Annotated in this window: 15 protein-coding genes; 4 read left to right on the forward strand and 11 right to left on the reverse strand. The window is 35.8% G+C overall.

What is annotated here, in order from left to right:
* The 6 genes from V7659_RS05205 to V7659_RS05230 all read right to left on the reverse strand — a co-directional run.
* Positions 1-582: NAD(P)-binding domain-containing protein (locus V7659_RS05205; protein WP_335538622.1), on the reverse strand; the 582-nt coding region annotated here is incomplete at its 3' end.
* A gap of 117 nt (positions 583-699) precedes the next feature.
* A complete protein-coding gene (locus tag V7659_RS05210; protein ID WP_335538571.1) occupies positions 700-1,977 on the reverse strand; it encodes a Glu/Leu/Phe/Val family dehydrogenase in 1,278 nt (425 codons plus the stop codon).
* Between the two features lie 219 nt (positions 1,978-2,196).
* Complete coding sequence (locus V7659_RS05215) at positions 2,197-2,778, reverse strand: genetic competence negative regulator (protein WP_335538573.1); 582 nt, start codon at positions 2,776-2,778, stop codon at positions 2,197-2,199.
* A gap of 75 nt (positions 2,779-2,853) precedes the next feature.
* The gene (locus V7659_RS05220) at positions 2,854-3,636 is read right to left on the reverse strand and encodes a metallophosphoesterase (protein ID WP_335538575.1); all 783 of its coding nucleotides are present in this window, start codon (positions 3,634-3,636) and stop codon (positions 2,854-2,856) included.
* Between the two features lie 22 nt (positions 3,637-3,658).
* Positions 3,659-4,027 carry a hypothetical protein gene (locus V7659_RS05225; protein WP_335538576.1) on the reverse strand — a complete coding sequence of 123 codons (369 nt, stop codon included), beginning with the start codon at positions 4,025-4,027 and terminating at the stop codon, positions 3,659-3,661.
* Between the two features lie 57 nt (positions 4,028-4,084).
* A complete protein-coding gene (locus tag V7659_RS05230; protein ID WP_335538577.1) occupies positions 4,085-4,720 on the reverse strand; it encodes a CBS domain-containing protein in 636 nt (211 codons plus the stop codon).
* 142 nt (positions 4,721-4,862) lie between these two features.
* Here V7659_RS05230 and V7659_RS05235 point away from each other — a divergent pair, with 142 nt between their 5' ends.
* Genes V7659_RS05235 through cotJC form a run of 3 tightly spaced genes read left to right on the forward strand, consistent with a single transcriptional unit; the run spans position 4,863 to position 5,937 of the window.
* Positions 4,863-5,093, forward strand: a complete 231-nt coding sequence (locus tag V7659_RS05235; RefSeq protein WP_144547516.1) for a spore coat associated protein CotJA — start codon at positions 4,863-4,865, stop codon at positions 5,091-5,093.
* Positions 5,090-5,350, forward strand: a complete 261-nt coding sequence (locus tag V7659_RS05240) for a spore coat protein CotJB (protein WP_098574829.1) — start codon at positions 5,090-5,092, stop codon at positions 5,348-5,350. Before V7659_RS05235 ends, V7659_RS05240 begins: the two co-directional genes overlap by 4 nt.
* A gap of 17 nt (positions 5,351-5,367) precedes the next feature.
* Positions 5,368-5,937 carry a spore coat protein CotJC gene (cotJC, locus tag V7659_RS05245; protein ID WP_335538581.1) on the forward strand — a complete coding sequence of 190 codons (570 nt, stop codon included), beginning with the start codon at positions 5,368-5,370 and terminating at the stop codon, positions 5,935-5,937.
* A gap of 151 nt (positions 5,938-6,088) precedes the next feature.
* Here the strand turns inward: cotJC and V7659_RS05250 are convergent, their stop codons facing one another.
* The 5 genes from V7659_RS05250 to V7659_RS05270 all read right to left on the reverse strand — a co-directional run bounded on the left by V7659_RS05250 (position 6,089) and on the right by V7659_RS05270 (position 10,213).
* A complete protein-coding gene (locus tag V7659_RS05250) occupies positions 6,089-6,544 on the reverse strand; it encodes a YpbF family protein (RefSeq protein WP_335538582.1) in 456 nt (151 codons plus the stop codon).
* 90 nt (positions 6,545-6,634) lie between these two features.
* Positions 6,635-7,261, reverse strand: a complete 627-nt coding sequence (locus V7659_RS05255; RefSeq protein ID WP_335538583.1) for a LysM peptidoglycan-binding domain-containing protein — start codon at positions 7,259-7,261, stop codon at positions 6,635-6,637.
* Positions 7,258-7,863 (reverse strand): CPBP family intramembrane glutamic endopeptidase, encoded by a 606-nt coding sequence (locus V7659_RS05260; protein WP_335538585.1) that lies wholly within the window; start codon positions 7,861-7,863, stop codon positions 7,258-7,260. Before V7659_RS05260 ends, V7659_RS05255 begins: the two co-directional genes overlap by 4 nt.
* Positions 7,860-9,374 (reverse strand): RecQ family ATP-dependent DNA helicase, encoded by a 1,515-nt coding sequence (locus V7659_RS05265; protein ID WP_335538587.1) that lies wholly within the window; start codon positions 9,372-9,374, stop codon positions 7,860-7,862. The genes V7659_RS05260 and V7659_RS05265 overlap by 4 nt, the downstream gene beginning before the upstream one ends.
* Entirely contained in the window at positions 9,374-10,213 is an 840-nt protein-coding gene (locus tag V7659_RS05270) for a helix-turn-helix domain-containing protein (protein ID WP_335538588.1), read from the reverse strand. Before V7659_RS05270 ends, V7659_RS05265 begins: the two co-directional genes overlap by 1 nt.
* 454 nt (positions 10,214-10,667) lie before the next feature.
* On the opposite strand from V7659_RS05270, the gene V7659_RS05275 reads away from it, so the two are divergent.
* The gene (locus tag V7659_RS05275) at positions 10,668-10,916 is read left to right on the forward strand and encodes a ferredoxin (RefSeq protein ID WP_098574836.1); all 249 of its coding nucleotides are present in this window, start codon (positions 10,668-10,670) and stop codon (positions 10,914-10,916) included.
* Positions 10,917-11,003 lie beyond the last annotated feature (87 nt).

Here is an 11,003-nt window from a genome sequence, read left to right on the forward strand (position 1 = left end):
ACTTGGTGAATATTTATCACCACGATATAAAACCGTCACTCTCGCACCTGCTTTAACAAGTTCAAGGGCCGCATCAACACTTGAATTTTTTCCGCCGATCACACAAACATCCTTATCGAAATATGGATGGGCCTCTTTAAAATAGTGAAATACCTTCGGTAAATTTTCGCCCGGAACATTCATATAGTTTGGGTGATCATAATAACCAGTTGCAATGATTACATGGCGTGCACTATACGTATTTTTATCAGTAAAGATTTGAAATATCTCATCTTTTTTAAGAACTTTATTCACTTGTTCAAAAGAATTAATACGGAGCTGTTTTCGTTTTGCGACTTCTCGATAATAAACAAGGGCTTGGTTTCTTTTTGGTTTATAACTCTCAGTAATAAATGGGACTTCCCCAATTTCTAACTTTTCTGCCGTGCTAAAAAATGTTTGATGAGTTGGATAGTGATAAATGGAATTTACCACATTTCCCTTTTCAATGATTAATGGTTCTTTTCCTTTACCCTGAAGGGCGATGGCTACTGCTAATCCACAGGGTCCACCACCAACAATTATGATATCTTCTATTTGCATCATCGGTACACTCCTTAATACAATCACATGGATGACAAAAAAACTCCTATCGTCTATGATAGGAGTTTTTAAACTATGTTTCAATGGTTTAGTATAATATTTAGCCGCAGGTCGTTATTAAATCCAGCCTCTAAAGCGGCTCGCTTCTGCCATTTTTCTAACCCCAACCATATATGCAGAAAGACGCATATCTACTCGACGGGTCTGGGCAGTATCGTAAATATTATTAAAGGATTTTACCATTACTTTTTCAAGCTTTTCTTCCACTTCTTCTTCCGACCAATAGTAACCTTGGTTATTTTGAACCCACTCAAAATAAGAAACGGTTACACCGCCCGCTGAAGCTAAAACATCTGGTACAAGGAGAATTCCACGCTCTGTTAAAATCTCCGTTGCTTCAAGTGTTGTTGGACCATTTGCAGCTTCAACAACGATGCTCGCACGAATATTATGAGCATTTTCTTCAGTAATTTGATTTTCTATCGCGGCTGGTACGAGAATATCGCATTCAAGTTCCAGCAATTCCTTATTAGTTATCGTGTTATTAAATAACTTTGTAACTGTTCCAAAGCTGTCTCGTCTATCTAATAGATAATCAATATCTAAGCCTTCGGGATCATGCAGGGCACCGTAGGCATCTGAAATCCCAATTACTTTTGCTCCTGCATCATGCATGAATTTAGCTAAAAAGCTTCCGGCATTACCAAAACCTTGGATCACTACTCGTGCGCCCTCAATTTGGATACCTTTCTTCTTGGCAGCCTCTTGGATACAGATCGTCACACCTTTTGCAGTTGCAGATTCACGCCCATGCGACCCACCTAGAACAAGCGGTTTCCCCGTAATAAATCCTGGTGAGTTGAATTCATCTATTCGACTATATTCATCCATCATCCATGCCATGATTTGCGAATTAGTAAATACGTCTGGAGCTGGAATATCTTTTGTTGGTCCTACAATTTGACTAATCGCTCTAACGTAACCTCGGCTTAATCTCTCAAGCTCTCTAAAGGACATATCTCGAGGGTCGCAAACGATACCGCCTTTACCACCACCATAAGGCAGGTCAACGATTCCACATTTCAAGCTCATCCAAATTGAAAGGGCTTTCACTTCCGTTTCTGTCACACCCGGATGGAAACGAATCCCACCCTTTGTTGGTCCCACTGCATCATTATGTTGTGCACGGTAACCAGTAAAAATTTTTATGGAACCATCATCCATTCTAATTGGAATTTTAACGGTCATTAAACGTAATGGCTCTTTCAAGAGCTCGTAAACCTCTTCAGGATAACCTAACTTTTCAAGGGCCTTATGTATAACTGTTTGTGTCGATTTCAACACATCATGCTTTTCCTCTTGATTAGTCTTTTCATTTTCTTTTTCGGCTACCATTTGTAATCCTCCCTAAAAAAATGCTACGAATGTTGTCATCTTTCAGACACAAGTATACACCTTTCATTCATTTATGCAAGAAGAAAAGTATAAAAAGAACCAAATATGTAAACGTTGCCATTGGCATTTTTAAAGGAGTTACAAATGCAATGGCTAAATATTATTGTTCAATATCTTTTTCCCATTTAAGGGCGGTGGGCGCCCTTTTTTATAGTAATTTTACTTAAAAAAATGAAGAATGGTTTCCACCGCTTTTTGATTGATTATTCGTTTACCGTATTCAGCTAGGACATATGGACTGAGAATAGATGCATTTCCAAATTCGGATAGAACACAAGCTGCTTTTATTTTTTTTTCGGCTTCTAGATTATCCATTAATAAATAGTAGCGGTTGTTCCAAGCATAGAGACTCCCGCCGAATATATTGACAGTAGACAGTCTTTTGGCTAGACCAATAATATCTTCAAATTCATCAAATTCATATAACAGGTCCTCATATCCTTCAACCCTTACTTGCATCTCAATAAAACCATCATACAAAATTTCTTCATCTTCTATTACTTCATCAACGGTAATAATCAATATCATCCCTTGAGCCTGGAGGGAGAACACCTCTACCGCAACAGAACCTTGAATATCAACATCAAATTCCTCACTTGCCTCTTCCAGCATATCATGGAAAAGCTGATTCCATTTAATGGAGTCCTTCCAAATATCTTCTTTGGAGAGTCCTCTGTCAAATAAATCATCAGAGGTTAGAAAAATCTTTATTTTATTGGCTGTTAAGCGTTCTAAGCGCATGATTTTGCCCCCTGCCGTGACATAACTCTTGTTTTCAGTGTATGCCTCAGGGTTCTATTGGTGAATTGTCTTTATTTATCCTTCCTTTTCAGATTTGCCATTCAGTGTAATCAGGTGACATTCAGCCGGTGCACCTAACCGAAGTGGAATGGCAGTGGTACCATATCCATTACTTATTAGAAGGACCGTATTATCCAGCTTTTTTATCTTCCCTCGCTCATGCGGGCTATATCCCAAAATATGGATTTGCCCCCCGTGTGTATGCCCGCTTAACACTAAGCGTATTTTATGCTCTGGACGTATCTTATCTGTAATATTAGGATAATGACTGGCTAATATCTTAAAACCACTTTCTTCCGCATCTAATAAGGCCAAATCAAGGCGATCTCGTTCTTGGCTTAAATCATCCACACCTAGTAAACAAAATTTTTCTCCTTCAGCAGATTCAAAGGTAACAGCTGTATTAGCTAATACTTTTATACCCAACTCTAGGAGAATGGCATCCAATTTATGATAATCCACTTCATAATCATTGTTCCCCCAAACAAAATAAACTGGACCAATTTGTTTTAATTTCATTAAATTTGCCTTTACTTTTTCAAAAGAGACTCCTTTTTCAGTTAAGTCACCACCGATTACAACAATATCCGCTTTCCCAATTGCAGGATCTACCACTTTATCAGAAATCGTTCGCTTATGTATATCCGAAATAAAAAAAATCGAAACACTGCCAAGTGATTTAGGAAAGTCAGGAAAACTAATTTCATGTTCTATGATATTATTTAAAAAAGCTTCTCGTATCATGTATAAAAGCAGGCATCCACCAATGATGAACAAGAAAACTAATGTAATAACCATTTCTCTTTTCCCCATTTCTTAACTAACGTACTATGGAAATCATACCATAAAAAAGACTTAAACTAAAAAAGACAATCGTTTGTACCAAACCTAAATAAAAGAGCAGGCAAAAAACAATCAGAAGATAAAGATACTCAATAAGAAGGTCAACACCAATTACTTTTCGCTTTTGCCAAGCTATTTTTGTTCCAACGATAAGTTCTGATAGGACTCTTCCAGTTAAGAGAAATCCGATAAAAAAAACCAACGTTGCTGCAAAAAATTTTAAGGGATTTACGACAAGGCTTATAAAGAAATCAGCTAAAACAAAAGGATATGGAATTGAAATCCATTTGATTAGTATATATCCACATAAAAAAATCACAAAATACTTAACTGCTTTAATGAACATAAAAAACCCCTCCCATACAATGTATGAGAAGGATTTAAAAATCTTACCTACTGCTAATTAATCATCTTCTTGGATGCTTAATATTCTGAAGCCATGGTCTTCCAGTTTCTTGGTGAATTTATCGATATTGTCTTTCTTCTCTATCTTCATAACGATTCTTCGGACAAGTTTATCTGTTTCATCAAAGGTTACCAGAGAAATAATATGCTCGTGGAATTGATGTGCGATTTCAGACAAACGTGCAATTCGTCCTTCGGTTTCGACTGATGTAAAGGCAATTCGCACACCAGGACGATTTACCCCAAATGCACTTTCGAAAGAACTAATTACATCAGAGCGCGTAACTACACCAAGGAAGTTTTTGTTGGCATCAACAACTGCTAATAAAGGAAAATCCTTTAAATCAAGAAGTGTTTTCTCAAATAATTCTCCGCCTTCTAGAAACTTATCATGATGTGTAGCAATATCTTTTACAAAAGTTGTAGTTAAATACTCATCCTTTTGTTTATCAGACCGAAAATAGCTCTCATAAATGTTATATCTTGTCGCCACTCCAACGTATTTATCTCCACTTAGTACCGGAAGTCCATCAATCTGATATTTTTCCAAACTTTCTAAAGCGTCTTTAAGTGTAGTATTTTCTTGGGAAGTAAAACATTCATGCTTTGGAATCATAATATTTTTTACGAACAAATCCCATCACCTCGAAATATAATCATGCTTTATTTAGTATACTTCTACATTGCTTGTAAAAATCCTTTAGCCTATAAGAATATGTCATAGAAAAAGGAATATTTCATATTATTAAATGATGTTGAATAAAGGGAGGGCTAAAATGAATACACATTTCAAAACCTTTCACCCGTATGCGAGTCCGTTTGACCCTTGCAAACCTATTCTTGAAAAAACTTACTCTACCCCACCACATTTATATATGGGATTTCAACCACCAAACCTGCAACAATTCACACCACTTGAGGCACTGAGAGCCGGCACTTTATGGAAAGACTTTTATGATCCTTACTTTAACACATTAGAGAAGGCAAAAGGGGGACTGCCTACATGAAACAGGTTCCCGCAGAATATTATCAATTAATGGAACAGCTTCAAGCTGTCGACTTTGTTTTAGTTGAACTAACCCTCTACCTTGATACACATAATGATGATCTTGAAGCCATCAATCAATTTAATCATTACGCAAAAGAAAGAAAACGTTTGAAAAAGGCATTTGAAAGCCAATTTGGTCCATTATTGCAATTTGGTAATAGTTACTCCAGTTATCCTTGGAATTGGGATGACACCCCTTGGCCATGGCAAGTCTAAAAAGGAGGGTGAGGTAAATGTGGATATATGAAAAGAAACTACAATATCCTGTTCGAGTCAGTACGTGTAACCCGACATTAGCAAAATATCTAATTGAGCAGTATGGCGGTGCTGACGGAGAACTCGCGGCAGCACTAAGATATTTAAACCAAAGATACACGATTCCTGATAAAGTAATCGGGCTTTTGACAGACATCGGCACAGAAGAGTTTGCCCACCTTGAAATGATTGCCACGATGGTTTATAAATTAACGAAAGATGCCACTCCTGAGCAAATGAAAGCAGCTGGATTGGCAGCACATTATGCCGATCATGATAGCGCATTATACTACCATAATGCCGCAGGTGTTCCATTTACAGCTACTTATATAACTGCAAAGGGGGACCCAATTGCAGATTTATATGAAGATATTGCAGCAGAAGAAAAGGCCCGTGCTACTTACCAGTGGTTGATTAATTTAAGTGATGATCCTGATATCAATGATAGCCTTCGCTTTTTACGTGAACGGGAAATCATTCATTCACAACGCTTCCGTGAAGCAGTAGAAATTTTAAAAGATGAGCAAGGCAAAAAGAAAATATTTTAATTAAAAAGCGGAAGCGCCTTGTTCAGGGGCGACAGGCATAAGACGAGCCGGCATGAAGGTTGCTTTTTAACCTTCAGGACGGATTGGCTTATGACCCCGAGCCCCTAGGCGCTGGAGCTGGATTCAAAAAAGAAATAAGAAGCAGTGCTTCTTATTTCTTTTCATGATATAGATTAATGTCATATTTAGATTTCATCATTTCAAAGACAATATGACGGTTTTTCCATTCTTCTTCTTTCTTCCAGTAATCTTTACTGCGGTCTACAATTTCACAACGTAATTCATGGTATTCTTTTTCTGCTTTGTCTTTTTTCTCTTTGAACAAGTTCATCGTTCCATACATGCCTACACAAAAGACTAACAGTGTTAAATTATTCGAATCATTAACAAAGGCAGAAAACATCGCAGCAAAGGAATAGGAATAAATGCTGGCAACTGTTAGATATAAATAGACAAAAAAACTTGCGGCCAAAATAATCGTTGCCCAGATTGAAAGGATATGCCGCTTTTTAAACCGATCAAACTTTTCTTTCCTTTTTCTTACATTTTCAAGTGCTTGCTTTGTTGCCTGATCTGTATTTTCAAGTAATTGGATTGGAGAATCCATGTTATCACCCTCCATTTCTATAAATATACATATGAACTTGTCCCTTCTATTATGTTTTTTTCATGAAAAAACCGATCACTATCGGATCGGCTAATTGTTTATTGGTATTTTCAAAACCTGTCCTGCATTCACTTGTTTACTCTTAAGATTATTGGCTTTCATAATGATGTCCATCCCCTTGGGAGAATGGTAGTACTTCAAGGCTATTCTATAAAGGTTTTCGTTTGGTTTGACTTTATGCGTTACAGTAGAATTTTTTTGTGGTTCTGTCGAGACTTCTATTGTTTTTTTTATGGGTTCTGTGGCTTCAGCTTGTTTTACCTCGTTGCTAGGTTGTACTGTTGAATTATTCTCAGGATTAGTTTCCTGCGATTGATCCAAATCTTCAACTTTTGGTTCTTCTTCCTCATTTGACGTTTCTAAATTAATGGTTTCATATCCAACAGAATCCTCAGTGTTTTTCGGAACTCCATTAACTTTATTAGCACCATCACGGTACGAAATTACACTAAAAATAATGATCGGCAGGAGGATAAAGAACAAAACTAATAATCTTATAACTGGGTACTTTAGCTTCCACTTTGTTTTTTTCTTCTTTTGCCGATGTATATGCTCACGAGGCGGCAAGTCGTCTTTGACGTCCACTTGCTCATTAATTTTTTCTATTCGTTGTTTTAAACGTTCCGCCTGGTCCCTGTAAGGCTCTTCGCTATTCATAGCCGCACTCCTCCACGTTCATCTTCTCTAGTTGGACTTTTACATTTTATATAAACACCTAATAAAAAATCAATAATAAAATGCATAACAATTGTAATAGCTAAATTATTGGTCCACTCAAAAATTAGTCCAATCAAAAAGCTTAATACAACAATATTTACAAATAAAAACCAATTAAAAAGGTATCTATAGTGAATAATTGCAAAAATAATGCTCGCAAAAACCAGTCCTACTTTTGTTTGTATGATTCCTCTGAACAATAATTCCTCACTAAACGCTACAAAAAAAGCAATTAGTACAATATGGATAACACTTCTATTTTTAAAGATTCTTTCATTTAAACCCCCATCATCATAAAAGGAAGAAGGCAGCCATTTCATTAAGAGGACATCTAACATCACAACTATTAATCCTGCAGGAATCCCAATTGTAAAAATCTGAGAGTCATCCAAAATTATAGTCTCTAAATAGGAGAAATGGTCAAAAAATATAAACCCCAATAGTAATGAGATGACACAGAGAATTACTTGTGTCATATACAGATGAAAAAGCAAATCTCTATCCGTTAATCCATTTATTAATTCAAAATACTTCTTTTTCATTCCCTCAACTCACTATTGATTAGAATTTTGGCAAGATATTCTTTCCAGTTTTGTTCCGTTTCTTTCACTAAAAGATCATTACTGGATTTACTAGTTTGGTAATCGATTATTTGAAGTCCGCAAATGTCACAGCACTTATTAACCTTGTTTAATAGTGTTTCATCAAAATACTGTAAAATATTTTCACGTCTGCAAAATCTAGATTCAACCCATTTTTTCATTCGATAAATATTATTTTTTTTAATTGTTAATCTTTCCTGAACAAACTGTTTAATAAGGCTTTGTAATTGTTTAAGACTTACTGTTTCAAGCGGCGCATTTATTACAAAGTCCTCAATAATCCGCCATTGAATTTCTGAGAAACCGCCAAGATCCATTAACTTGATATCTAACGTGATTTTCCCATCTTTTAACATCTGTTTCTCGTCTATCATTTTAAACAACCAGTCTATTTGCTGTTCTGATGGTAATTCACTCTCCGCAAGTTGCATTGGCAGTTGTTCATCCCCAGGCGTATATAAAAGGATGGCAATACTTGGTTTGCCATCTCGACCTGCCCTTCCAATTTCTTGGAGATACGATTCTATTTGCATCGGCATATGATAATGAAGAATAAACCGGATATTTTCTTTATTTATTCCCATGCCAAATGCACTCGTTGCACATATAACATCTAATTGTCCATAAAGAAACTGCTGTTGAATTAGTATTCTTGTATTTTGGTCCAATCCGCCATGATAGGCCATCGCCCGGCAAATTCCTTTTTCTGCTAATAATGAAGCCATTTGTTCCGCCATTTTTTTACTTGAAAAATAAATAATTCCTGGCTTTTTCAAATTAGCAACAAGCTCACAGACAATCCCTTGCTTTTCTCGGTAGTCTAATAATTCTTTAACATAAAAACCAATATTCGGCCTGTCAATTGTTGACTCTATTTTATTAATTTCATCCAAATCAAGTGAACGAATGATGTCCTCTCTTACTTTTTTTGTTGCAGTTGCAGTTAACGCAAGTGTGAGCGGATTGCCAAACTTTTTTCTAACTTCACCTAATTTTGAATAATCTGGTCGAAAGTCAAAGCCCCATTGGGAAATACAATGTGCTTCATCGACCACAAACAATGAAATAGTAAGTTCTTGTAGTTTGCGGAGGATAAAAGGAACCAATAACATTTCAGGTGAAATAAAGATAAACTTATACTGATAAAGTTGATGAAGTGCATTTTGTCTTTCATCTGCACTAAGGAAGGAGTTTAAAGCAATTACTCTCTTTTCACCAAATTTCTTAAAATGCTCCACTTGGTCTTGCATTAGTGAGAGGAGAGGAGATATTATTAAAACTTGCCCCTTTAACATTAACCCTGGCAGTTGATAACATAATGATTTCCCTGTTCCTGTCGGGAGCATGGCCAATGTATGTTGACCAGATAAGATAGATGTGATGACCTCTTTTTGTCCCGTCTTAAAACTTTGAAAGCCAAAATGTTCTTTTAATACTTTTTCTAGTTCCATTATCTATCACCATATTTCGCTAATACCAACCTTATTTGAAAATATGTTGCAGTTACTATCTTTTCTCGAATTAACTTTAACTGTTTAGTTGCTATTTGATGTGAAATTTCTAAGATCTTATTTTGTAACTCTATATCTACATAAGTATCAATAGAGAAATTCTCTATATTTAAGGCTAATTCAACCAGATGGTCTTCTATTGTACTTAATTTTAAGTGCCTTATATTTGCAATCATATCAAGTGTATATCCTTCATTTAATAATCTCTGTGTTTTCCTAGTAGATAACGTTAATTCATCATTTTTCATTAGACCTTTGACTAAAAAAGGCAAAATTTTAAACTCACTACCATCTTCCTCAATTTTTTGCAATAAATAATGAATTGTGTTTGTAAACCCAATTTGGTAATCGTGAAAATCTAAATTTAACTGTTTGGCTGCTTGAAGAGGGGTCAAGCCAATTTGTTGAAAACCTGTTAACCGAATTACTACAATCGCAGGGTCAAATCCATTTCCTGCTTCAAAACAATCTTCTAATTCTGAATAAACAGTTGTCCCCAAATCCATCTTAGGCAGGTTAATACTTTTTAGAGTAGATTTTAACCAACTATGAACCTCTTTGTTTTTTTGGATGGGAATATATCTTGTTTCTCCGAACATTAAATTGGATATCACTTGCACTAATAAGGACAATCTTTCCCAAAATGAGGATGTCATTTGATGATAGTTCCAGCCATTAATATACTTTGGCAGTTGTTTTTTTTCCAGGAGTTCTTTTCCAAGAAGAGTTAATATAAATCGTTGTTCTCCGATATTTTTTATCCACTTTTTTTCACTCATCGAATGAATAATCTCTTCAAAAGATTCCCTTGATAACTGTTCGTAAATCCCAAAAAAACTTTTCAACGAAAATAAATGGGCATCCTGGATCGTTTGCGATGACTTTTTTCCATTAAGAAGGTGATAGACCGAATAAATGGTCCGTTCCCTATTTAATCGTTTAATACTATAAAGAATGATGGATTCAATTTGGAGCATACGGACCTCCCACCACTTATTTCGCACATATTCGACCAAAAACACCATTTTCCTTCTTTATTCTACCATGAAATAAGGGAACTTGATGACCAAAAATGTGGAAGATTTAGAAAAACACTTGGATAAACTAAAGGGATAAAGGCATTTTTCTATTGAAAAGTTGCCGATACAGTTTTACAATAGATATGAGTTATCCGTTTTCATATTAATAATGGAAATGAGTCTTATTTTTTTAATTTACTGGGAGGTTTTTTTCATGGCAAAGTATACAATTGTTGATAAGGAAACATGCATTGCATGTGGAGCTTGCGGCGCAGCAGCACCAGATATCTATGATTACGATGATGAAGGTATCGCATACGTAACTCTTGATGATAATGAAGGAATTGTTGAAATTCCTGATGTATTAATCGATGATATGATGGATGCTTTTGAGGGCTGCCCTACTGACTCCATTAAAGTAGCAGACGAAGCTTTTGATGGCAATCCAACTAAATTTGAATAATTTTTAGGATAATAAGTTTAAGCTACTACCCCTCACCTGTTTAGGTGAGGGGCTTTTATTTTTTGTGCCTGGAACGGAAATCAACAG

Source organism: Neobacillus drentensis (genome assembly GCF_036966985.1).
In the GTDB taxonomy this organism is placed as follows: domain Bacteria; phylum Bacillota; class Bacilli; order Bacillales; family Cytobacillaceae; genus Neobacillus; species Neobacillus drentensis_E.

Excerpts from the sequence above, each read along its gene's own strand:
- V7659_RS05210 (WP_335538571.1), bottom strand. The coding sequence starts at position 1,977 with ATGGTAGCCGAAAAAGAAAATGAAAAGACTAATCAAGAGGAAAAGCAT.
- V7659_RS05215 (WP_335538573.1), bottom strand. The coding sequence starts at position 2,778 with ATGCGCTTAGAACGCTTAACAGCCAATAAAATAAAGATTTTTCTAACC.
- V7659_RS05220 (WP_335538575.1), bottom strand. The coding sequence starts at position 3,636 with ATGGTTATTACATTAGTTTTCTTGTTCATCATTGGTGGATGCCTGCTT.
- V7659_RS05225 (WP_335538576.1), bottom strand. The coding sequence starts at position 4,027 with ATGTTCATTAAAGCAGTTAAGTATTTTGTGATTTTTTTATGTGGATAT.
- V7659_RS05235 (WP_144547516.1), top strand. The coding sequence starts at position 4,863 with ATGAATACACATTTCAAAACCTTTCACCCGTATGCGAGTCCGTTTGAC.
- V7659_RS05240 (WP_098574829.1), top strand. The coding sequence starts at position 5,090 with ATGAAACAGGTTCCCGCAGAATATTATCAATTAATGGAACAGCTTCAA.
- cotJC (WP_335538581.1), top strand. The coding sequence starts at position 5,368 with ATGTGGATATATGAAAAGAAACTACAATATCCTGTTCGAGTCAGTACG.
- V7659_RS05250 (WP_335538582.1), bottom strand. The coding sequence starts at position 6,544 with ATGGATTCTCCAATCCAATTACTTGAAAATACAGATCAGGCAACAAAG.
- V7659_RS05255 (WP_335538583.1), bottom strand. The coding sequence starts at position 7,261 with ATGAATAGCGAAGAGCCTTACAGGGACCAGGCGGAACGTTTAAAACAA.
- V7659_RS05260 (WP_335538585.1), bottom strand. The coding sequence starts at position 7,863 with ATGAAAAAGAAGTATTTTGAATTAATAAATGGATTAACGGATAGAGAT.
- V7659_RS05265 (WP_335538587.1), bottom strand. The coding sequence starts at position 9,374 with ATGGAACTAGAAAAAGTATTAAAAGAACATTTTGGCTTTCAAAGTTTT.
- V7659_RS05270 (WP_335538588.1), bottom strand. The coding sequence starts at position 10,213 with ATGAGTGAAAAAAAGTGGATAAAAAATATCGGAGAACAACGATTTATA.
- V7659_RS05275 (WP_098574836.1), top strand. The coding sequence starts at position 10,668 with ATGGCAAAGTATACAATTGTTGATAAGGAAACATGCATTGCATGTGGA.